The sequence below is a fragment of the Pedobacter sp. G11 genome, assembly GCF_003860265.1.
In the GTDB taxonomy this organism is placed as follows: domain Bacteria; phylum Bacteroidota; class Bacteroidia; order Sphingobacteriales; family Sphingobacteriaceae; genus Pedobacter; species Pedobacter agri.
In genome coordinates this window covers 4,850,335-4,874,098 of record NZ_CP034190.1, presented here as the reverse complement: position 1 = coordinate 4,874,098, position 23,764 = coordinate 4,850,335, and the positions used below count along the sequence as shown (strand labels likewise).

Here is a 23,764-nt window from a genome sequence, read left to right as displayed (position 1 = left end):
TGACGCTTACTTTTTCTTTTCTTCTGAACTACCCAAATCAATTACGATAGGAGTAGAGATGCATAATGATGAGTACGTACCAATAATACGACCAATCAATAGTGCGAAGATAAATCCGCGGATACTGTCTCCACCGAAGATGAAGATTACCAATAACACGAAGAATACCGTTAATGAAGTTAAAATGGTACGACTTAACGTACTGTTTAATGCGAAGTTGATTAATTGGTTGCGCTCTTCGCCATGTAAATCTTCTTTACCAGCTTCTTTCAAACGCTCACGGATACGGTCGAATACAACAACGGTTTCTGTCATGGTGTAACCCATTACCGTTAAAATCGCTGCGATGAAATCCTGACCAATTTCTAAAGAGAATGGCATAAGACCATCTAAAATAGTATAGAATGATAATACCATTAAAACATCATGCGCAAGTGCCAATACAGCACCTAAACCATATTGCCATTTTTTGAATCGTACAACAATGTAGATAAACATGAATATACATGAAATCAATACTGCGTAGAATGCACCATTAACAATATCGCTGGCAATAATTGGGGTTACTTTTTGCGAGCTCTCAATTTTATAGTTATCGCCAGTTAAACCTTTTTTCAAAGCATCCTCTACTAGTTTATCTGTTTTGATGTCCTGATCTTCGATATGGAAAGTTGTAGTGATTTTAACATTGCTTGCTTCTCCTGCAGTTTTAACCTCAGGTGTTTCACCGCCAAAAACTGGAGTTAATTTTGTTTTTACATCTTCAGTGTTAACCGCTTTGTCGAAATGAACCAAGTAAGTTCTACCTCCTTTAAAGTCAACACCAAGGTTTAAACCGCCATTTTTAAAGTACATTCCAATACCCGCAAGGATAATCACAGTAGAAATGATGTAATAAATTTTACGACGACCAACAAAGTTGAACGCTAAATTTTTGAAGGCATTACGTGTAAAGTTGTTATCGAAACTGATTTCCATTTTACGATCTAACATCGCTTCGAAAACTACTCTCGAAATTAATACAGCTGCAAACAATGAAGAAAGGATACCAATACACAAAGTAGTGGCGAAACCTTGAACTGGTCCGCTACCGAAAGCATAAAGGATAGCCCCTAAAATGAATACTGTAATGTTAGCATCCAAAATAGATGGCATTGCATGTTTGAAACCTTCTTTAATTGCAGTAGGAATGTTTTTACCTAAAGCAAGTTCCTCACGCACACGTTCAAAAATCAGGATGTTCGCATCAACTGATAAACCAATGGTTAGTACGATACCAGCAATACCAGGTAAAGTTAAAACCGCACCTAATGATACCAAAATACCAATGATGAAGAATAAGTTAACCAATAACGCGAAGTTAGCCACCCAACCTGCACGGTGATAATACAACGCCATGAAGATTAAGATCACGATAAATGCAATCACAAATGAAATTAAACCATCGTGAATAGCTTGTGCACCTAAAGTTGGTCCAACTACGTAGCTACCAGCAATACGAGCTGGAGCAGGCAATTTACCCGCTTTTAAAATGTTTGATAAATCTTTAGTATCGGCTTGTGTAAAGTTACCAGTGATTGATGAAACACCACCACCAATTTCATTCTGAACCGTAGGAGCAGAATAAACCATGTTATCTAACACAATCGCAATAGACTTTTTATTGTTTGGATCAGCAGCAGCTTCAGCAGTAATTTTTTTCCATTTCGCAGCACCTTCGCTGGTCATGTACATGGTTACTTCTGGTTTGCCTTTTTGATCGAAATCAGCACGTGAATCGCTAATTGCATCACCACCTAAATCTGGCTTGCCATCAGCGCTTGTTACTTTAATTGCATACAATTCGAAAACTTTAGAACCTTCTCTAGGTTTAACGCTCCACATAAATTTCATCGTAGATGGAATCGCAGTCGCAACTTCAGGAAGTTTTAAGTATGAATTAACTTTAGCAGTATCTTTTTGTAACGACATACCAACAACCGCACCTGGCATTAATTGTTGTTGTCCGTTTTCTCCCTGGTAGATTGGAAGACTTAAAACTGCATATAATGGATTAGATTTTGCCAATTCAGCTCTTACCGCTGTAGAATCTTTTTTAGCTAAGCCAGCAAGTTTGCCTTTATCAGTAGAATCTTTAGCTGCGTTTTCTAAGCCAGCTAATTTACTTCCAGCCTTCGCAGCAGTATCAGTAGTTGTAGCAGGTGCCTCAGTTTTTAAGGTTGATGCTAAAGTTTTATTGATGTTTTCTAACAAAGGTGCAACTTCCTGAACCTGGTAAACTTGCCAGAATTGTAATTCGGCAGAACCTTGTAAAAGTTTCGCAATACGCTCTTTATCTTGTACACCCGGCATCTCGATTAAGATGCGGTTACTGCCTTCTTGCTTTTGCATGTTCGGACTCACAACGCCGAAACCATCAATACGAGAACGTAAAACAGTAAATGAACGATCGATAGCGCTTGTTGCTTCTTTCTCTAAGAAAGATTCAACTTCGCCATTGCTTGCGCTCGGTTTTAATTGCGATGCATTATCTTGATTCGAAAAATAATCAGCAAGTTTTACACCTGGACTTAATTTTTCAAATTCATCAACAAAAATTTTGATGTAATCTTTACCACCAGCGTTTAACTGGATTTGTGCATTTTGAACTGCTTTGTTAAAGTTTGCATCAGTAGGGTTGCCCGCTAATGATTTAACCAATTCAGCTAACGATATCTCCATCGTTACGTTCATACCGCCTTTTAAGTCTAAACCTAAATTGATCTCTTTCGATTTAACCTCACCATAAGTAAATCCAACAATTGGATATACTTTTTCGGTACTCATCGAATCTAAATAAGCCTTTTCTTTGGCTGCATCACCTTTCGCATAGTTTTTTGCGTCTTTTTCCACCTTGGATGCTACCAAAGTGAAAGAAAGTGCATACGCACAAACGATAGCCAATACTATCGCTATAAACTTAATAAAACCTTTTCCTTGCATTGTTTGTTTAAAATAATTTGTCTTTCGCTGTTTTTTAACAAGTCGGCAAATCTAATTAAATTTTTAAATTATAGAACCCCTTAATTGATAATTTATTAAGATTAATTTTCGACAGAGAATTATCACTACAGATTCTTTACATCGAACAAGTTTTACAGATAAATTATGCGTCGGTTTATTTGGAAAGCAATTGCAGTATCATTTTGCTTTGGTTCGGTCCCGCTATAGTTCCAATCTTTTTTGTTATTGTCAGTACAAGCCTGTCAAATAACTTAACAAAAAAGTATTTCCACTTTATCGGGTTTAGTTGGCAGCTATAGAATTGAAATTTTGGCTACTAGCCCAATGCGCTCGTGATTACTTCGTGCCTCGCAATGATGGCTTTTTCTGATTACTTTCGTTTTAACACCTCAAAAGTATAATCGTACTTATTCTTTTCATCCGCTTTGTGAGGTTCAGCACTCACAACCTCCCATTCGCTGCGATCAATCTCAGGGAAGAAAGTATCCGCATCGAAAGTTTGATGAATGGTAGTTAAATAAAGTGTTTCTGTTTTTGGTAAAGCCTGGCGATAAATCTCGGCTCCACCCACAATGAAAACTGGTTTTTCTTCAGTCTTGGTAGTTTCTAAAGCCTCATCCAAGCTATTTACTACCTCAACGCCATCAATTTTTAAAGATGAATCTCTGGTAATCACAATGTTTCTACGGTTTGGCAAAGGTCTGCCAACAGAGTCAAATGTTTTTCGACCCATAATAATGGTATGACCTGAAGTAGTTTGTTTAAAAAACTTTAAATCAGCAGGCATGTGCCATAAAAGTTGATTGTTTTTGCCAATGGCAAAGTTTTCACCAACGGCTACGGCAATAGATAGCGAAGGGGTTTTGGGTTTATTAGTCATTGGTTCATTAATCTAAGTTGGGGATGGCGCTTTGTTAAGATTGCAGGTATACTAGCGGAATAGATCGCGTCGTCGTTCCTCCTCACAATGACGACAATAGAGGCGTCATTGTGAGGAGGAACGGGGTGGCATGCGATTCGGAGTAAGGCAATTTGATTTCTAACCCCGTAATTTCCATTTTGCTCTTAACTCCCCCTTTGGGGGTTGGGGGGTTAAACCGCTACCACTCCTTTAATATGTGGATAGGCCTCGTAATTCTCCAGAGTGAAATCCTCAAATTTAAAATCAAAAATGCTTTTTACTTCCGGATTGATTTTCATAGTTGGCAGTGGTTTTGGCTCGCGGCTTAACTGTAAGTGGGCTTGCTCAATATGGTTGTTATATAAATGGGCATCGCCTAAAGTGTGAATAAAATCACCAGCTTCTAAACCACAAACCTGTGCAACCATCATCGTTAATAACGCATAAGATGCAATGTTAAACGGAACACCTAAGAAAATATCGGCACTGCGTTGGTATAATTGGCAGCTCAATTTCCCATCAGCAACGTAAAACTGAAAGAACGCATGGCATGGCGGTAAAGCCATATTTTCTATTTCAGCAACATTCCAGGCAGAAACGATTATTCTACGCGAATCTGGATTGTTTTTAATGGTATTGATAATATTGGTAATCTGGTCGATATGTTGACCATCTGGTGTAGGCCAGCTTCTCCACTGTGAGCCATAAACTGGGCCAAGGTTTCCATCCTCATCTGCCCATTCATCCCAAATCCTTACACCATTATCTTTTAAATATTTAATATTAGTGTCGCCAGTTAGAAACCAGATTAATTCATGTATGATAGATTTTAAATGCAGTTTTTTAGTGGTAACCATCGGAAAGCCCTCTTGCAAATTAAAACGCATTTGATAGCCGAAAACGCTAATGGTTCCGGTTCCTGTACGGTCGTGTTTTTGAGCGCCGTTATCCAGCACGTGTTGCATTAAATCTAAGTATTGTTTCATATATCCCTAATCCCGAATAATCGTGACTTCCAAAATCTAAGTAAATAATTAAATACAAATATCTAAAATTTATGATTTGTTGATGCGGCTTTTTATGCACACTTGCCATTTACTAACATTGAAATGATTTTAGGCTTAACGGTTTTTTGAAACCTAAATAGTTGTACCAATTTGCATCATAGCCCTGGGTGCAGCGATTACCCTGCAGCGAGGAAGAATGACGAAGCGAAGCGTAAAAGCGAAACACAGGATGAAACTTAAATAAGTTTGAAGGTTTTGCGCTTCAAATTTGGGTTGAGAAATGATGCAGAAACATCAAACACTTAAAACACTTTTGTATGTTTGTGTGCGTATCGATTTTAGCTTTGACGGAAATCGTAAATCGTAAATCAAAAATCGTATCAGCATGTTATCCTTTCCAAACGCAAAAATAAACCTGGGCTTAAATATTACAGAGAAACGCAGCGATGGGTATCATAACCTCGAAACTGTTTTCTATCCAATTAATATTAAAGATTCGGTTGAAATTATTGATGCTGATGAAACATCTTGCAAAATCCACGGTATTGATATTCCGGGAGATGCAAACGATAATTTGTGTATTAAAGCTTACAATCTAATAAAACAAGATTACGATATCCCGGCACAACAAATTAATCTGTTAAAAAATATTCCGGTAGGGGCAGGTTTAGGTGGAGGTTCGGCAGATTGCGCTTTTCTGATTAAACTTCTGAACGATAAATTCAATTTAGGTTTATCAATCACACAAATGGAAAATTATGCCCGTAAGCTTGGGGCAGACTGTGCTTTCTTCATTGAAAACAAGCCTGTTTATGCTTTTAATAAAGGTGATGAATTCGAAAAATGTGAGGTTGATTTGTCAGGCTGGTTTAAAGTTTTGGTAAAACCGCCCATACATGTGAGCACAGCTGATGCTTACGCATTGGTAAAACCTCAAAAGCCTTTGCAATCCTTAAAAGAAATCATACATTTGTCGCCAACAACATGGAAAAATAAGGTTATCAACGATTTCGAGCCATCGGTATTCGCAAAATATCCCCAAATTCATCAAATAAAAACCAGTTTATACGATGCAGGCGCAACATTCGCTTTAATGAGTGGTAGCGGTTCATCGGTTTTTGCAATTTTTAACGAACCTGTTAAACTGCCCGAACTGGAAAAAGACAATTTAGTTTATTATAATATTTAAAAAGAGCTGAAAGGTTAAAGCTGAAAGACTAACGTAAATATGTCTTGATGCTTGATACTAAATACTCGATACTAACAACATGAATATAAATCTCATCCGCAAAAGCGGAAAATTTAATTTCGAGGCAGAAAACGAGAGCGGTTTTACGGTTGAGTTAGATGCAAAAGCTGCTATTGGTGGCGAGGGAAAAGGTTTCAGACCCATGGAAATGCTTTTGGTTGGTCTTGGTGGTTGCAGTGGAATTGATATGGTAAACGTGTTAACGAAACAAAAGGAACCGCTTGACGATATTAAAATTTCGATTAATGCGACCAGAAAAGACGAAGAAATGCCTCCGATTTTCGACGTAATTGATATTCACTTTGATTTATCTGGCGATTTGAATCCATCAAAAGTAGAACGTGCTTTAGCCATGACCTTTGATAAATACTGCTCGGTATCGAATATTTTAGGCCGCTCAGCAAAAATTAACTTTACATATAAAATAAATAATAGTAATTAGCAAGTATCGAGTAGCAAGACTAGTTCTTAGCACTTAGCACCAATTATTGATACTTCATACTAAAATCTTGATAGTAAGAAATGAAATCCGAAAATTTTGAAACCATAGCGATACGCACCCAGGTAGAACGTAGTCTGCATAAAGAACACTCAGCACCTATTTATTTAACATCAAGCTACAAATTTGATGATGCGGAAGAGATGCGGGCGCTTTTTGCCAACGAAAAAGAAGGAAATGTATACAGCCGATACGCAAATCCAAACACCTCTGAGTTTATTGAAAAAATGTGTTTACTGGAAGGTGCAGAAGATGGTTTTGCTACTGCGACTGGAATGGCTGCTATATTCACAACCTTTGGTGCATTTTTAAAAAACGGCGACCATATCATTTCAAGTCGTTCGGTTTTTGGTTCTACACACCAATTATTAACAAATGTTTTTTCTAAATGGGGCGTAACTTTCGATTATGCTGATTTGGATAAACCTGAAGATTGGGAAGGTTTGATTAAGCCAAACACCAAAATGATTTTTGTGGAGACGCCGTCAAATCCTGGTATTGACATTATTGACCTTGCATTTCTGGGTGATTTAGCCAAAAAACATCATCAGCTTTTGGTAGTTGATAACTGTTTCGCTACACCATATCTACAGCAACCACTTGCCTTAGGTGCTCATATTTCCATTCACTCTGCAACAAAGTACATCGATGGGCAAGGTCGTGTTTTGGGTGGGGTAATTTTGGGTTCAAAAGATTTGATTACAGAAGTCATGAATTTTGCCCGTCACAGCGGACCATCTTTATCACCATTTAACGCCTGGATTTTATCTAAAAGTTTAGAAACTTTAGCCGTTCGCATGGACCGCCATTGCGAAAATGCTTTAAAGGTTGCCGAATATTTAGAAAAACACCCAAAAATTAAACTCGTAAAATATCCATTCTTGCCATCTCACCCACAATATGAAATTGCCAAAAAGCAAATGAAACAAGGTGGCGGCATTGTTACCATCGTTATTGAAGGTGGGGTTGAGGGAGCCCGCAAGTTTATGGATGGGTTAAAAATGTTCTCTATATCGGCAAACCTGGCCGATACACGTTCAATAGCCACACATCCGGCAACAAGTACACACAGCAAATTAACCGAAGCCGAACGCAATATCGTTGGCATTGAGCAGGGTTCTATTCGTTTGTCTATCGGTTTAGAGCATATTAATGATATTTTAGCTGATATCGAGCAAGCGCTTTCGTAATTAAGTTTTTAACTTTACGAATTACAATTTTTAGAAAATCAATTTCAGCGGGGCGTCGGTTACGATAGCCCCGCTTTTTGTTTCAAGCTTTTTATTAATTCCTGTCATGCGGAGAAACGAAGCATCTGTTTCATCGGTTGCAAATATTCATTCATCAATATGCCAGCATATTTTAAGTCATTAATAAAAAGCTTTCCACTACAATCGGGTTTATTTAATTTATTTTGCTGCTGAAAACTTACATTCGAACATGAACGACATCGACTTCATCCTTTCCGAACTAAGAGCCATTAGCGAACCTGAATATTTGGAGAAGATGGCGCATTTCGGGATTGATATTACAAAAGCTTTCGGCATTCGGGTGCCAAATATTCGAAAACTGGCTAAAACTATCGGCAAGAATCAAAACTTATCCCTGCAACTTTGGGAAACTGGTTTCCATGAAGCCCGACTTTTAGCATGCTTCATAGGCGATTATAAACTTGTCACAGAGTCGCAAATAGATTCGTGGACAAAAGATTTTAACTCGTGGGACATCTGTGACCAGGCTTGTGCCAATCTTTTTGTTAAAACGCCTTATTTTAAATCGAAAGTTTTAGAGTTTGCAAACGCTGAAGCAGAGTTTGTAAAAAGAACCGCTTTTGTACTGATGGCTTGTGCTGCAGTCCATCTTAAAAAGAGCCTGATGAAACCTTTCACCAATTTTTACCAATCATTGAGCGGGAAGCTTATGATCATAGAAATTTTGTTAAAAAAGCAATTAACTGGGCCTTAAGGCAAATTGGGAAAAGAAATGCTGTACTTCATCCACATGCAGTCAAAACTGCAGAAAATATTCTTGCTCAGCAGAACAAAAAAGCAAATTGGGTGGCCTTAGATGCATTAAGAGAACTCAACGGGAATGTAGTTTTATCGAAGCTCAGTCGTTAAGTACTCCGCTTTTCGCTGCAGACTGAAAACTTTCTTACCCTACATCAATGCACAGGTTTAAAACCTGAAGTAAATTTGTATCATAAACAAGAAAGGAAATTTATGTCACAGTTTATTTTGCACAAAGAAAACACCAGAGGCCATGCAAATCATGGATGGTTAAATGCTCACCACTCCTTCAGCTTTGCTAATTATTACAATCCTGAAAGAATGCACTTTGGAGTTTTGCGGGTTTTAAATGATGACTTGATTGATGGTGGAATGGGTTTTGGAACACATCCGCACGATAATATGGAAATCATTACGATTCCATTGGCTGGAGCCATTGCGCACAAAGATAGCATGGGTAATTCGGCTGTAATTAAAAGTGGAGAAATTCAGGTGATGAGCGCAGGAACAGGCGTTAGCCATAGTGAGTTTAATGCCTTGTCTGATGAAAAATTAAGTTTATTGCAAATTTGGTTATTTCCAAACAAGAAAAATGTTACGCCGCGTTACGACCAGCTAACTCTAGATGTTGAATCTCGTCGTAATAATTTCCAACAGATTTTATCGCCAAACCAGGATGATGCTGGTGTATGGATTCATCAGGATGCATGGTTTTCACTTGGTAAATTTGATGAAGGTTTTGAAACAGAATACAAAATTAAAAAAGAGGGAAACGGTGTTTACGCTTTCGTCATCAGCGGAGAAGTTACCATAAACGGACAAACTTTAAGTAAAAGAGATGGTTTAGGTATTTGGGATACTGATCGCATCAGCTTTAAAGCAAATGCTGCAAATGCAGAAGTGTTGTTGATGGATGTTCCAATGGAATTTTAAATTTAGTTACTTTAAAGGTTGCGGGTTATAAGTCACACAGCTTAAGCTCGCAACTTTTAATATTTAACCCAAAAAATATGCAAACTACCATACTTTACATTGGCAGAGATACACAAATCACGATTGTGATGAACCGCTTATTGAATGCCCGCCCGGAATGGAAAGGTATTTGCGTATGTACCGATGAAGAAGCGATATCGATTTTAGAAGCGCAGGACGTTGATTTAGTGCTTTTGGGTAACGGTATTGATTTAGAATGCGAAAAAGCGCTTAGAGCGAATATAAATGCGCTAAAACCTGGAGTTAAAATTATTCAGCATTACGGTGGTGGAAGTGGTCTGCTTTATGGAGAGATTATGACTGCATTAAGCTAAATGCTATTAATGCTTTTAATAGTAGCAATATTCTAGCCTCCTAAACGGGATTGCAGCGATATCCTTTTTTTGTTGCACATCTACGGGCTCGCTGTAACAATCATAAAAAAAGATTTAGCGGAAAGCCCGACTGACAATCATCGAGGCCGATGTTTCGCTTTCCATAAACAGCTGTAGATTTAGCTGATATAATCCCTATCCTCATCACTCAGTTCTTTTTTTGTCGAAACCGGTTGGTTTCTTTCAATTTCGGCATCGTAGCTAGTTACTGTTTTTCTTGGTCGGCCAACAATGAAACCGATAACAAAACCGATGATAATGCAAATACCAATAACCAGAAGTTTAGATACCGCTACGGTTGATACGAGGAAATCGAAATCGACAGGCTCGGTGTTCACCATCAAAAAAATGGTTAACAATGCAGTTAGGATGATGATGAAGATGGTTTTTCCGCTCATGGGTTAAAAGCTATAATTAAATGAAAACTCTAATATCGGATTTTGATTGTAAATCTTATTAACAAAAACCAATCTTGCTCCTACATCAACAACAGGCTGATACCTCAAAATGTTTAAACTACTATTCAATTCTATACCATAAGTTTTAGGTTCGCCAAAATTGGTACCTACGCCAATGTTTTCATAGTGGCAAAATAAGCCCGCCCTGAAATTACGCACATAAGCCAATGAACTCAATTCCCAATCTGGAAAGACAAAAGGGAAACGATAGTTGAATAGCATACTGTTTTGAAGTTTGCTTTTCGCGAGGATGTTATTGTAGCCGTAAACCGTCGCAATTTCTGTAGCATATTGATTTACGCCACTTGCTTTCTGATAATTGAAACTTGCCAAAAAGGAATGGTTTTTCGCAAAGCCTGGAAAATAAAAGAAACTTTCCAGAGCCATAATTTCGCCGCCCAGGTTTTTATCGAAAGGTTGATGGTTGTAAGTTGCTCTAAAAACCTGAGCCCATTTTGGCGCAATGTCTCTTTCGGTTGTCCTTACACTATGATTAAAAGTGAAATTATATTCTAATGGGAATTTCAGCTCGCGGATAAAATTGATAGGCATATTCTCGGGCATGTACCTTTGGGTAAAACTGGTAGCGGCGTTAAGTGTAAAAGAATAATTTTGATTCCTGGCATTAAACGACAAGGGAACCGACGCATTGAGCTTGAAATAATTCTCTCTCCAATCGCCCTGCTGAATCGCGTTTTTAGCTCGGTAGAACGTTCGTTTCGGTCGGTTGCGATACAGCACACTAAATATAGGATAAAGTGCTTTATAACTCACGTCTGCTGTATATTCAAAACGCTTTAAATCCCGGTGATATTTCATACCGGTATAAAAATCCATGGTATTTAGTAAATTGTTAGACTGTAGCTCCAATCCAAAAACATATTCGTTATCGATCACAGGAATGACGCTGTGAAAACTGAACAAATTTAAGCCCTGGCGAAAGCGTTTTGATTGGTAGGTGCTATCAGGAATATTTTCAAATACATTGCCTACATTCTCTTGCTTTTCTGCTGCTGAAGAAAAATCAACGAAAGTATTTTCGCCTACCGGTTTTTCAGTAAATGTTTTCTCAGCAATTTCATAACCGTTGATTTTATAATCGTTGAAAATGATTTTGTCATCTTCAGTTTCTGTTGGATTGAAGGCGCCATATTTCGAATCAGTTAATGCACTGATTTTTTTGGAAAGGGTGTCAATGCTGTAGATATTATCGATGCCGTTAAAGTGTGCATTGAAAACAATTTTATCCTGGATGAAAACTGGTCGACTGAGCTGTTGCCTGCTGTTTGAAATAAGCAGGGTTTTTCTCTCACCGTTTATTAACCATAAACTTTTTCCTTTTTCGCTAACGCTGATGTACGCAATCTTATTTCCACTTCTATCAAAGTCTGGTGTCTGCAAAATTTCATTCTCAGGGTTAGGATAGACTTTTAAGATTTTGCCCGATGAAGCGTCGATTTCTACCAAATTAAATTGATTGCTAAGTTCAACTTTTACTGCAATAATTTTTTCGCCATCCTCTGAAAGGGTAGGAGAGAAGAGCCGGCTTCTGCTACTTAATTTTTTAAATTTTCTGGTCTTCAAATTATAAGAACAAATCACGCTATAACTTTGTTGTTTGTATCTTGGGTCATAGCGGATTTCATCCCAAACAATGGTGCCATTTTTATAACTAAACCAAGGGTTTTCCTGATAGCCAATTCCAAATAATTTTTCCTCCGTTTGGTCATCATTGATGATGGTGAAAAATCGAGCGTCCTGCTTACTTTCTTTGAGTGCTAAAATTTGATTTTTGTTTAAACGAACAGGAAGAAAATAATTGGTTGCTAATGATGTTTTTTGATTCAAACGTTCATAGTTTTCTGCCTGAATTTTTTCGCTTTGCTCTTTCCACTTTTGTACTAGTTTTTCCTGTGTAGAAAGGAAATATTTTTTCGTGTTTTTTCCGGTGATTTTTTTCAGGCTTTGTGAGAATGGATAAAGCCTCAGAGGTCTTCTTCTGATGTCGCCAAGCAAACTGTCGGAAATGAACTGCCCATATTTTTCTTTCATGTCGGCAACCATTAAATATCCGGTTTGATAGTAGCCTGGAGTGACGTCTTTATTTGAACCGAAATAAGCCTTGCTGTATGAGAATTTTTTCTCTTCCAAAAGAGACGCTCGAAAAGGCATGATCCAACTTGGCTGGCGGCCACGACCTGACTCGGTCAAAGCGGTTTCATTCACGACTGCATCTCCCTCGAAAAACCAGGTTGGTAAACCTGCACCAAAATATGCGAAGTAAACCAACTCGGGAAATGGATGTTTTCTTCCTCCTGTCAATTTGTCAAACTGTGCGATGTGTCGAAGTTCATGACCAGCAAGGTTATTTAACCAGTCTTGGCTATCAAAATATTGAGGTGGTGTAGTATAGAATTCCGACTTCCTCGGACCAAGCTGAACGAAGCCATTTGCAATGGTTCCGCGGTTCTGAAGTAGGAGAGGAATAGAGGTGTTTTGTTGTCTTAAACCTAGTCCGATTTTTGGATAGATAAATGGTAAAGTATTGGCCATGCGTTGTGCCTCTTTTTCCAATTCCTGCGGGTAAATGATTTTGAAGCCACCTGAGTGAATATAGTTCCATTTTACACTAAGTGGGTTCTGTGCGCTGCTGAAAATCTGACCAAAAACCGATAGTGAAATAAAACTTAATGTTATTGAGCATAAGTATTTGATAATTAATAATTTATTTGATTCTTCTGGATTCATCTGTATCGAATGCTAAAATATTTAGTTTTATTAAATTTTTTATCTACTTAGTAAGTTGTTTTTTAATTTATGTAAAATCCATAAAGTGCTGATATTTAAAAAAATGTGAATTTTATATAAATCGATATTATTTAAATTGTAATATGGTTTTTATCACTTATTTTACTCAATAAATCGATAGATAAGGTAATTTGATTTCACCTTATTTTATGCGCTTAATTTACACTTAATAATCGATTTCCCTTGGATTTTTTTAGAGCATATTTGTGTTTTTGTATACTCAATCGCTCATATGAGGTTGACGTTTTTCGGAATTTTGATCATTATTTACGCGAAATTTTTGGACTAATATTCTGTTTTTCATGGAAATTTCGTCTTCAGTAGCTTGCGGATTTAGCATCAAATTTTGATGGTTTTTTCATTTAATTCGCTGCTCATTCCCGGTGTTTAAGACTTATGGTAATCGCCGAAAGTCATCAAATTTGAGTGGATAAATTGTTTCGGAAATCAGTTTAAAAATGATTAATAGTGACTTAATGTCAGTTTTTTTAGAGACTATTTTTAAGTTAAGAATAACAGTTCTTCAATAAATGATTGCTGTTTGTAAGGAAGTTTTCTGGATTTTGGGCTCCGAGTTTTGCGTAAATTAGCTGAGTTTTGCCGCAACAATCTACGTTCGAGATCACCAAAATCATCAAAAATTCTTCGCATTTAGGCGAGTAAATAAATCTTAAACGTATGTTTTTGTATCGTTTTTATGCCCAAATTCATTCGAATTCGCTACTCATAATGGCATTTCCTTCGCATATTCGACCATGAAAGGCAGATTTCTAATTTTTACGTTAAAAACATTTAAATTTTATTAACTGCTTTATGGTCAGTATGATACGTGAGATATTCATGAATATTATCGTATTTGTATTAATGAAGCTTTAAGCTTTCATTATGCTTATAAATTGTAAGTTTTGGGTAGGTATTGTTGCATCTCATAGAGAAATTCTCGAAAAAAATATGCAGATGCAGGTGCTGAAAAATTAAGATTTGAGCTTTTAGGTCTTCTTAATTTTTCCGTGATTTGTGTGAAGTTTCAATAAATTTTTGAGTGAATATTTCATGGTAATCACTCGAACATCTATAGCTATTTTATCTGTTTTTTGCAGTATATTATTAAGTATTGAAATGGCTCAATATCCTATGAAACTAATGGAAAAAAGAAGTCAAATTAGGTCAGGTGTAAGGCAAGATGATAGGCATGATAATCCATCTCTTTTTAGTTGTGTTGTTAGGTCTGCTTTTTGCCTAAAGTGCCCTGCAGCGTTACTGCTTATTCTTTCTTTTTTTATAGATCGGATACAGAAAAATAGAACCTAAAATGATGAGCGCACCAATGTAAAATCCGCCTGTCATTTGCTCTTTATCTTTAAAGAAAAAGAAGGCTAATATGATGCCGTAAACGGGTTCCAGATTGGTGACTAAAGCAACGCGAAAAGCTGATAAAGTTCGCATTACAGATACTCCAGCAACGTAGGCTACAGAAGTGCAAAGCGTCCCTAAAATACCTATATAGAACCAGTTTTTCAGATCCAGATTAAACGGCAAATTAATTAGCGACCCATCGTAAAATCGATACAACGTGATCCAGAATAGTCCGCCAATTAATTCGTAAAATCCGATAATTGATGGTTCGCTTTTTTGAACCAGCGTTGAGTTTATGGTAGAAAAAAGACTGGATGCTACAGCGGCTAGGAGACCGAAAATTATTCCCAATGTATACTGACCTTCGAATTTGAAGATCATGTAAATCCCCAAAATAATTAATAATCCTATTAAAATATCACCCATTTGAATAGGCTGCTTTTTAATTAACGGTTCTAAAATTGCTGTAAATAATGTGAAAGAAGACAGGCAAACCAGCGTCACCGAAACGGTAGAAACTTTGATGGCATGGAAGAAAAATATCCAGTGAATGGCTACAATTCCACCTGTTAAAAAGAACTGAAAGAATTGCTTTTTGGTTATTTTAATATTCTTTTTTGTAACTAAAAACCAAAGAAAAAGTGTTGATGTGGCAATTAAAACCCGATACCAAACTAAAGGTACAGCATCGATTGTAATCACCTTTCCAAGTACTCCTGTAAAGCCCCAGATGAGCACGGTTAAATGAAGGATAAGGAGATTTTTTTTATTGATATCCATTATTACTTTGGCGCTTTTCTCAACAGGTAAATGCCCAAAGTACCAAATACAATTGTTGGTAGAAGTACTGCAATAAATGGTGGGAATCCACCTTTCGTGGAGAACATCTGTGTAAACTGATTAAATACGATATAAGCAAAGCTGATAAAGATTCCGATACCTAATGAAACGCCTACACCACCACGAACCTTTCTAGATGATAATGCCACACCGATAAGTGTTAAGATGTACGCAGAAAGCGGATGTAAATAACGCTTAAATTTTTCAAACTCCAGATCGTTCATTATCCCAGTTCCACGTATCTTTTCTTTCTGAATTTTCTCCGAAAGTTCTTTTGTAGAAAGGTTTTGTACCACATTATCGTAAGCTGAAAAATCATCCGGACGCATGTCTAAAATGGTATCTTTAACCTTACCGCTTCCATAAATCATAGATTCTTTTAGTCCGTCAATTTTTCTGATGGAATAGTTGCTTAGCTGCCATTTTCGCTTCAACGAATCCCATTTAATGTTGTCTGCAACAATCTTTTTTACCATTACATCGCCATTAAAATTATCAAGTGTGAAACGGTAACCGTAATTGGTTTTGTTATCAAAACTTTCGATATAGATGTAAGTTTTGTTATCCAGTTTCATGTGGATATTTGACTTCGTTGATGGGTCATTACGCTTCACGTATGTGTTTTCAAAGCTGTTTTTAAGCGTATTGGTGTATGGTAGGATATAGAGGTTAGAAACTAAATTGGCAGAAAAAATTACCGTTGCTGAAACAAAATATGGGAAGAGAAAGCGGTTAAAACTAACGCCGCCACTTAATATTGGTACGATTTCAGTTTGATCGGCCATTTTTGCGGTAAAGAAAATTACCGCAATAAAGTTGATTAAAGGCGAAAGCATATTCACATAAAAGGGAATGGAGCCGGCGTAATATTTGGTTAAAACGCCCCAGAAACTAAGTCCACTTTTCATAAAATCATCCATCTTTTCCGATAGATCAAATACCACAATGATGATTACGAAAATCGCCAGGGTGTACACAAAGGTGCCCAGGTATTTACCAATAATATATTGATCGATGATTTTGACTTTTCCCTTTAAGAAACCCATTTTACAGTTTTTGACCTAAAACTTTTACCATTTTATTCTTCCATTCATAGAATTCTCCGGAGATGATTTTCTCACGAGCTTGTTTTACCAGCCACAAATAAAAGTGCAGGTTATGTAATGTAGCAATCTGTGCGCCAAGCATTTCTTTACTGTGAACCAGATGCCTTAAATAAGCTTTACTAGTCACTTGATCTGCATGTAAATCACTTTCAGCATCTAATGGAGAGAAATCATTTTCCCATTTTTTATTTCTAATGTTAATAATGCCGTTTCGGGTGAATAACATTCCATTACGGGCATTCCGTGTTGGCATTACGCAGTCAAACATATCAACGCCTAATGCAATATTTTCTAATATATTAATTGGTGTTCCAACACCCATTAAATAACGCGGTTTTTCGTAAGGTAATATGTCGCAAACAATTTCAGTCATGGCGTACATTTCTTCGGCAGGTTCACCAACCGATAAACCCCCAATGGCATTGCCCTCACGATTCATACTGGCAATAAATTCTGCAGATTTTACCCTTAAATCTTTATATACAGAGCCTTGAACAATAGGGAAAAGTGTTTGATCAAAACCATATTTTGGTTCCGTATTATCAAAATGAGTGCAGCAACGTTTTAACCAGCGATGCGTCATTTTGATCGATTCCGCCGCATAGGTATAATCACATGGGTAAGGCGTACATTCATCAAAAGCCATGATGATATCCGCTCCAATTGTTCGCTGAATATCCATGGCATATTCTGGCGTAAACAGGTGTTTGGAGCCATCGATATGAGAATGAAAAGTAACGCCTTCTTCTTTAATTTTTCGAACTTTACTCAATGAATAAACCTGGTAACCTCCGCTATCTGTTAAAATCGGGCGATCCCAACCAATAAATTTATGTAAGCCACCTGCTGATTCCAGTATATCTAAACCTGGTCTTAAATAAAGATGATAGGTATTTCCAAGAATAATTTGTGCTTCGATGTCTTCTTTTAACTCCCGTTGATGAACAGCTTTCACCGTTCCGGCGGTGCCAACAGGCATAAAAATAGGTGTTTGTATTTCGCCGTGAGCGGTAGTTACTGTTCCAGCCCTGGCTTTTGATAAAGGATCGTTAGCCTGTAAAGTAAATTTCATATAGGATGCAAAAGTAACAAATTTAAAACACCTATATATACTGTTCACTCGTTTAATGGCGCAAAGCAAACAATAAAATAAACCCGGCGTTTATTTAGCAAACCCCTTTATTATGAGATCATTTTTTCATCATTTGTTGCTTTTATTTTCTGGAGTTATAATTGGTTTACCGGCGATTGCACAATATGATGCCGGAGCAACTTTAAGCTTAGGAATGGGGCATGGCTATAATGCTTTAAGTCAGAGTGTAATGAGCAATGCTTTCAAAAATAACGGTAATAACTCGGTTAGCAAATCAAATAATGCAGATTATATTTATTTAGGTGCGAGTAACTACAGTAGGTTTGAAGAGAAAATTACGAAAAGTTTAATGGAAAATAATCCAAAAAACGATAAAAATAAAATAAGAAGTTTTCTTTCCAGCACCAGAACAATGTTTCATTTCAATACGAAAAGTAGAGCCTATGGATTAAAAGACACTTACCTGTCTGATCTGCTGGCTACGGGTATTGCATGGAACTGGGAAATGTATCATCAAACTAAGGCTGACAATAAAAAGGTAGTCAATCTTCGTAACACCATAAAAAGTAACATGGCAAAAAGTATTGTAAAAAGTCAGATTGCTAAATTATCGGAAGATCAGCGACGTGAGTGGATACTAGGTTTTATGTATAATCATAGCATGTTGGCTCAAACCATAAAACAATCGGGCAAACTTTCTGCTACGCAAAAACGGCAATTGGCAGAAATGGCGAAAAATGCTGGTGTGCCAGATATTGCGACTGTTTCTTTATAGTAATATTAGGATGTTTTTTTCAACATAGGGTGTAATGCAGATTTAAAATGAGAAATTTGCGCCTATTTATTTTACCATCGTGATATTAACCCTACTTGAAATTATATTGCTTTCTGCTTTAGCTTTTTGCTTAATCATTCAGTTATACTTCGTTCTTTTCGTTCACCTGAAATTAGCAAATGCTACAATCGAAGAAGTTCCCTTATCTGCCAGAAAGCCTATTAGTATAATTATCTGTGCCAGAAACGAAATTAAAAACTTACAGCAATATTTACCTTTGGTATTGGATCAGCAATATCCTGAATTTGAAGTTGTGGTAGTAAACGATCGTTCCTGGGATGGGACGGAAGAGTTTTTGGAAGCCTGGGAGAAAGAACATAGTAACCTTAAAGTTGTTAAAATTTTAGACAATGAGAAGTTTATCGCAGGCAAAAAATTTGCAGTTACCATGGGAATTAAAGCTGCTAAACATGATTGGTTAGTTTTTACAGATGCTGATTGTATGCCTGCTTCAGCAAACTGGTTAATGGATATGCAGCAACCAGAAGATGAAAATACCGATATTGTATTGGGCTACTCTCCATATTTGAAGCGTAGAGGTTTATTGAATGCTTTGATCCGTTTTGAAACCTTTTTCACGGCGGTAAACTATCTCGGTTTTGCACTGAAAGGCATGCCATATATGGGTGTGGGTAGAAACATGGCTTATAAAAAATCGCTTTTTTTTAAAAGTAAAGGCTTTGCTGCGCACATGCATATTCCATCAGGTGATGATGATTTATTCGTCAATGCACATGCGAATAAATACAATACCGAAATCAGGTTAAACCAAGATAGCCATGTATGGAGCGAACCCAATCGTACCTGGGGTGGTTACTTAAAACAGAAAAAGCGTCATTTCGGAGCTGGAAAATTGTATAAATCAAAACATAAATTTATTTTAAGCCTTCAAATCATATTTCAGTTTTTATTTTACGGATTTTTTGTAGGATGCATGTTTCTGAGTAGAGAAGCGCAATATGCTGCAGGGGGAATCCTTTTGCTTAGCATCATGATCAGGTGTTTTGTATATCCGAAATTACTGAAACGGTTAAACTATAGCGATTTGCGTTGGTGGTTCCCGATATTAGATATACTTTTGTTTTTATTTCTAAGCCTGAACGGATTCCTGGCCATGTTTGGCAAGAAAAAAGTGAGCTGGAAATAAGGAATTAAGATTTTCAACTGACGACCACCTAGAATTAGATTCATAGTAACATCATGCAATTTGAATGATTGCACTTTAAACTTTCTACTTTTAATTTACAAATATGGCAGACATAAAACCAGATATCATTTTAAAATATTTTCCTGATTTAACTGAAAAACAAATCGATCAGTTTTCGCAACTATTTGATTTATACGTTTTTTGGAATGCGCAAATCAATGTAATTTCTAGAAAAGATATTGAAGAATTATATGAACGTCATGTTTTACACTCATTAGGTATAGCCAAAATTTGCACCTTTAAAGCAGGAGAATCCGTTTTAGATGTAGGAACTGGTGGTGGCTTTCCGGGCATTCCGTTGGCCATTTTATTTCCTGAAACACAATTTTATTTAGTTGATTCCATTGGCAAAAAAATCAAAGTGGTTAAAGAGGTGGCTTCTGCGCTCGGACTTGAAAACTTAAAAGCTGACCATTTAAGAGCCGAACAAATCAAAGAAAAATTCAATTTTGTAGTTTCTAGGGCAGTAACCCGTCTTGGGGAATTTTATCCCTGGATACAAGGCAAGTTCAAAAAAGAATCAATAAATGCCATTCCGAATGGAATTCTATACTTAAAAGGTGGCGATTTAGCTGAGGAGATTAAGGAATCAAAACTGAAAGCAGAATTATATCCGCTTTCAGAATTTTTTGAGGAAGAGTTTTTTGATACGAAATATGTGGTCTATGTGCCACAATAGCTTAATCTTTCATTTCAATAGCACCTCTTTTATTTTTTAGTGGTTCTCCGGCAATTTTCATGAAATATTGATAAGATCCTTTTGATAAAGGAGAAGCGAAATTACCATAATTGCCTTGTTTTCCATTCCAGTCATTTTTATAATCCATTGTGTTGTAAACTACTTCACCATGGTTATTATAAATTGTTAAAGTTTTGGTTTCATAATCCGAATCGGGAATAACTAGTAGTTCATTTTTGGATCTATCTAAGCTAAGTTTTGGAAAAGGTGGCGGGGTTGGAAACTTATCAATCGTTTTAATATTATCGCCTGTAATTTCTACAGCACCGTTTTTGCCTTTATTACCATATTTTTTGATAGCAACAGATTGATTTATTATTTTTACAGATTCAGTGTTTTGCACACCTACAAACAGTTTATTATCTTCAATTCCTTTTCCATTTACAACAATGAAACGTGGGTCCGTTTTGATGGCTTTCCCTTCGTAATAGGTGTTTCTTACGTAAAAGTATGTTTGAGGAAGTTTCTCCGTTTGTTCATTTTTTTTAATGGCAGACAGTTTTTTTGCCTTTAATGAAGTGCTATTTTTCTTTGTATCAGCTATAAGTAATTTGGGTTTTTCTTTAAATGGTGGCGTTTCTTGAAGTATGTTTCTAGATCGCACTTTCTCGGTTGACGAGAACACAACAATTGCGTAATCTTTACTAAAAGCCATAGTTGAAACAGAAATTGCTCCGCCTATGATTGGAATTACTAATAGCAGTTTGAGCCTTGCCCAACTTCCTGATTTTTTTTGATTTAACATGCTAATTCTTCTTTTTAAAATGGATGAACTAAATATTTGATTGGTGAATGTTAAATTTTGAGCATCTGAAGAGTTTTTAATTAGAAATAGCGCATAAGCGTATTTTTCAACTTCGTAACTAGTGGTTTCCTCATCTGCTAAATATTCATGTATTACTTTTATTTCTCTTTTAATTAGATAAGAGAAGGGATTGAACCAGTTTATAATGTGAAGAATTTCGTAAAACATTACATCAATGCTATGCTTTTGCCTGATGTGCACGAGCTCATGTTTTAGTATTGTGCTTTTTTCAGAAAGCAGAGGATCTAGAAAGAGGAGATTGAAAAAGGAAAATGCTACTTTGGAATCATTCAATTCAAATAGTCTTACGCCATTTTCTAGGGTTTTAAAAGAAGATTTTTTCATCTTCATTATTTTGCCCAAACTATATAAAAATTTTGCCAGAAGTAATATTGATACAATTAAATATATAGCAATCAAAATATTTTCAAAATTAAAAATAGACGCTTTAATTGGTGTTCGGAAGGATTCAGCTGGAGTATAAATTTGTTGAATTTCATCATTGAGAATATAATCAGCCACCAAATTTTCTGAAGGCTTTAAAAAACCTAGTTGAAAAAGTGGTAATATGAAGGCACTGACAGAAGTTGTGATCAAAAAATATCTGTTCAAAGCATAAAAAGTTTCTTTTTGCAAAAACAGCCTATAAAACCCATAAAATAAAATCAGGTATAAGTTTGCTTCGAGTAAATAATACAACCAATTCATCATTTGTCTTTTTTAAGTTTTTCAGCCAATTGAATAAACTCGTTTAGTTCTTTGTTACTCATACTTTTTTCTTTTACTAAAAAAGAAACCAAACTCTCATAAGAATTTCCGAAGTAATTATTCATAACTTTATCCAAGGCAAAGTGTTTATAATCAGCCTCTTTTATGATAGGGAAGTAGATATGAGTATTTCCAATAGCTTTATGGTTTAAAAAACCTTTTCCCTCTAAAACCCTTATAACTGTCGATACTGTATTATAAGCAGGTTTAGGTTCATTCATCTTTTCAATTACATCTTTTACCAATGCTTCTCCCATTTCCCAAAGGATGAGCATAATTTGTTCTTCTGCTTTCGTGAGCTCTTTTATCATGGTAACTATTTTTATAGTTTGGTTATATGAAGTTACTACTATATTTATAGTTTGCAAACTATTTTTATAGTTTATTTTTATTTATTTGATTTTCAGCGCTATAATTTCTATTTGAATAAAAGAGCATAAAAAAAACCTGCCGATTGGGCAGGTTTAGTAAAATTCTTTATCATGTGTTTAAAATTTATTCATTTTCTGAGGATTATCCCGCATCAGCATTTTATCTTTTAATGTTTGCTGTAAACCTGTCTGTTTATCAATGCTGATCACCACATCCAAAACGGTTTTTGCGGCATCGCTGAAAAATTGCTTGGTAATGGTAGAATATTCATCTGTTGCCTTGTGGTAATCTTTATGATCTTCCACGCCAAAATATAAAAAAGGAATATTTTTGGCATTGAATGCACCCTGATCACTTTGATTAGTCCAGTCATCGTGGCCCAATTTAGGATCATCATGACCTAAAATTACTTTGATGTCTTTCCGGTTGGTATCAACATATTTTTTTAACTCTGGATATTTAAAAGTACCAGCCACATAAAGCTCTCCTTTATCACTGTGGCTAATCATATCCATGTTCAGGTTAACAGCAATGGTGTTGATGTTAACTGGCGGATTGGCCACAAAAGCTTTTGCACCTTGTAAACCCATTTCTTCAGCATCAAAGGAAGCAAAAATGATGGTGTTATTAGGTTTGTTTTTTGCAAAGTAAGCCGCGATTTGCAGCAATCCTGCTGTGCCCGATGCATTATCATCAGCACCATTAAACACCTGTTCTTTTACCACGCCCAAATGGTCGTAGTGCGCTGAAACCACGATAACGTTTGTGCTTTTGCCAGGAATATATCCAATTACATTTGTTCCGTTAACTTTTGCTCCGCCTCTTGAATTAAAAGTAAACTCCTGTGCGTAATTTACGTATTGTGGGTAAGATTTTAAACCAAGTTTCTGGAAACGATTAATAATATAGGCTCTCGCCATTTCAGCACCTTTTGTTCCGGTTTTTCTGCCTTCATAGGCATCAGACGATAAGACTTCAACATCTTTCAAAAGTTGATTATCTAGTTTACCAGATCCGGTTGGAGATTGGTTTTTAACTGAAGAACAGCAGCTTAGCATCATGGCTAAGGGGATAATATATAGGATTTTCATGTTTTCTTTTCGTCATTGCGAGGCACGAAGCAATCTTAAGGTTAGCTTGAATAAGATTCGTGCCTCACATTGAAGATATATTTAAATTTGTTTAAAGATATTAAATATTGGGATATTGAAAGGAGAACGTTGCTTGTTTTGCGATATTGCGTAGCTGAAGCATCGGTAGGCTAAGTCATTGCGAGGTACGCAATCTCTTTTGCCAAAATAATATTTCAAATGAGATTACTTCGCCGACTGAAAGAGCCTCC

General features: G+C 36.4%; 21 protein-coding genes. 10 read left to right on the top strand and 11 right to left on the bottom strand.

From position 1 onward, the window contains the following. Positions 1–6: 6 nt before the first annotated feature. From secDF to EA772_RS20995, 3 genes are all read right to left on the bottom strand, one after another. Positions 7–2,982: a protein translocase subunit SecDF gene (secDF, locus tag EA772_RS21005; protein ID WP_124914814.1), complete on the bottom strand. Its 2,976-nt coding sequence runs from the start codon at positions 2,980–2,982 to the stop codon at positions 7–9. 391 nt (positions 2,983–3,373) lie between these two features. Continuing rightward, complete coding sequence (locus tag EA772_RS21000) at positions 3,374–3,883, bottom strand: dihydrofolate reductase (RefSeq protein WP_124914813.1); 510 nt, start codon at positions 3,881–3,883, stop codon at positions 3,374–3,376. Positions 3,884–4,095: 212 nt separating this feature from the next. Beyond that, the gene (locus EA772_RS20995) at positions 4,096–4,890 is read right to left on the bottom strand and encodes a thymidylate synthase (RefSeq protein ID WP_124914812.1); all 795 of its coding nucleotides are present in this window, start codon (positions 4,888–4,890) and stop codon (positions 4,096–4,098) included. Positions 4,891–5,296: 406 nt separating this feature from the next. Here EA772_RS20995 and ispE point away from each other — a divergent pair, with 406 nt between their 5' ends. The 7 genes from ispE to EA772_RS20965 all read left to right on the top strand — a co-directional run bounded on the left by ispE (position 5,297) and on the right by EA772_RS20965 (position 9,975). After that, the gene (gene ispE / locus EA772_RS20990) at positions 5,297–6,100 is read left to right on the top strand and encodes a 4-(cytidine 5'-diphospho)-2-C-methyl-D-erythritol kinase (RefSeq protein WP_124914811.1); all 804 of its coding nucleotides are present in this window, start codon (positions 5,297–5,299) and stop codon (positions 6,098–6,100) included. A 79-nt stretch (positions 6,101–6,179) separates the two neighbouring features. Further along, positions 6,180–6,602: an OsmC family protein gene (locus EA772_RS20985; protein WP_124914810.1), complete on the top strand. Its 423-nt coding sequence runs from the start codon at positions 6,180–6,182 to the stop codon at positions 6,600–6,602. Between the two features lie 80 nt (positions 6,603–6,682). Continuing rightward, positions 6,683–7,849, top strand: coding sequence for a PLP-dependent aspartate aminotransferase family protein (locus tag EA772_RS20980; RefSeq protein WP_124914809.1), 1,167 nt, complete (start codon positions 6,683–6,685; stop codon positions 7,847–7,849). 250 nt (positions 7,850–8,099) lie between these two features. Next, the gene (locus tag EA772_RS20975) at positions 8,100–8,624 is read left to right on the top strand and encodes a DNA alkylation repair protein (protein WP_210405060.1); all 525 of its coding nucleotides are present in this window, start codon (positions 8,100–8,102) and stop codon (positions 8,622–8,624) included. After that, entirely contained in the window at positions 8,561–8,779 is a 219-nt protein-coding gene (locus EA772_RS22500; protein WP_210405116.1) for a DNA alkylation repair protein, read from the top strand. Before EA772_RS20975 ends, EA772_RS22500 begins: the two co-directional genes overlap by 64 nt. Before the next feature lie 102 nt (positions 8,780–8,881). Further along, positions 8,882–9,601 (top strand): pirin family protein, encoded by a 720-nt coding sequence (locus tag EA772_RS20970; RefSeq protein ID WP_124914808.1) that lies wholly within the window; start codon positions 8,882–8,884, stop codon positions 9,599–9,601. A 77-nt stretch (positions 9,602–9,678) separates the two neighbouring features. Then, positions 9,679–9,975, top strand: coding sequence for a hypothetical protein (locus EA772_RS20965; RefSeq protein ID WP_124914807.1), 297 nt, complete (start codon positions 9,679–9,681; stop codon positions 9,973–9,975). A gap of 179 nt (positions 9,976–10,154) precedes the next feature. Here the strand turns inward: EA772_RS20965 and EA772_RS20960 are convergent, their stop codons facing one another. The 5 genes from EA772_RS20960 to tgt all read right to left on the bottom strand — a co-directional run bounded on the left by EA772_RS20960 (position 10,155) and on the right by tgt (position 17,675). After that, positions 10,155–10,433, bottom strand: coding sequence for a lipopolysaccharide assembly protein LapA domain-containing protein (locus EA772_RS20960; protein WP_010599142.1), 279 nt, complete (start codon positions 10,431–10,433; stop codon positions 10,155–10,157). A 3-nt stretch (positions 10,434–10,436) separates the two neighbouring features. Further along, positions 10,437–13,241 (bottom strand): hypothetical protein, encoded by a 2,805-nt coding sequence (locus tag EA772_RS20955; protein WP_124914806.1) that lies wholly within the window; start codon positions 13,239–13,241, stop codon positions 10,437–10,439. 1,317 nt (positions 13,242–14,558) lie between these two features. Then, positions 14,559–15,437 (bottom strand): DMT family transporter, encoded by an 879-nt coding sequence (locus EA772_RS20950; RefSeq protein ID WP_124914805.1) that lies wholly within the window; start codon positions 15,435–15,437, stop codon positions 14,559–14,561. Positions 15,438–15,439: 2 nt separating this feature from the next. Continuing rightward, complete coding sequence (locus EA772_RS20945; RefSeq protein ID WP_010599139.1) at positions 15,440–16,543, bottom strand: LptF/LptG family permease; 1,104 nt, start codon at positions 16,541–16,543, stop codon at positions 15,440–15,442. Between the two features lies 1 nt (position 16,544). Beyond that, complete coding sequence (tgt, locus tag EA772_RS20940) at positions 16,545–17,675, bottom strand: tRNA guanosine(34) transglycosylase Tgt (RefSeq protein WP_010599138.1); 1,131 nt, start codon at positions 17,673–17,675, stop codon at positions 16,545–16,547. Between the two features lie 112 nt (positions 17,676–17,787). Here tgt and EA772_RS20935 point away from each other — a divergent pair, with 112 nt between their 5' ends. The 3 genes from EA772_RS20935 (at position 17,788) to rsmG (ending at position 20,417) form a co-directional block, all read left to right on the top strand. After that, positions 17,788–18,471 (top strand): hypothetical protein, encoded by a 684-nt coding sequence (locus EA772_RS20935; RefSeq protein WP_124914804.1) that lies wholly within the window; start codon positions 17,788–17,790, stop codon positions 18,469–18,471. Positions 18,472–18,550: 79 nt separating this feature from the next. Continuing rightward, the gene (locus EA772_RS20930; protein ID WP_246834008.1) at positions 18,551–19,678 is read left to right on the top strand and encodes a glycosyltransferase; all 1,128 of its coding nucleotides are present in this window, start codon (positions 18,551–18,553) and stop codon (positions 19,676–19,678) included. Positions 19,679–19,781: 103 nt separating this feature from the next. Further along, a complete protein-coding gene (gene rsmG / locus EA772_RS20925; protein ID WP_124914803.1) occupies positions 19,782–20,417 on the top strand; it encodes a 16S rRNA (guanine(527)-N(7))-methyltransferase RsmG in 636 nt (211 codons plus the stop codon). Position 20,418: 1 nt separating this feature from the next. Here the strand turns inward: rsmG and EA772_RS20920 are convergent, their stop codons facing one another. The 3 genes from EA772_RS20920 to EA772_RS20910 form a co-directional block, all read right to left on the bottom strand. Next, positions 20,419–21,993: a M56 family metallopeptidase gene (locus EA772_RS20920; protein ID WP_124914802.1), complete on the bottom strand. Its 1,575-nt coding sequence runs from the start codon at positions 21,991–21,993 to the stop codon at positions 20,419–20,421. After that, positions 21,990–22,361: a BlaI/MecI/CopY family transcriptional regulator gene (locus EA772_RS20915; protein WP_124914801.1), complete on the bottom strand. Its 372-nt coding sequence runs from the start codon at positions 22,359–22,361 to the stop codon at positions 21,990–21,992. The genes EA772_RS20920 and EA772_RS20915 overlap by 4 nt, the downstream gene beginning before the upstream one ends. Positions 22,362–22,538: 177 nt before the next feature. Beyond that, complete coding sequence (locus EA772_RS20910; RefSeq protein WP_124914800.1) at positions 22,539–23,513, bottom strand: M28 family peptidase; 975 nt, start codon at positions 23,511–23,513, stop codon at positions 22,539–22,541. Positions 23,514–23,764: the final 251 nt, after the last annotated feature.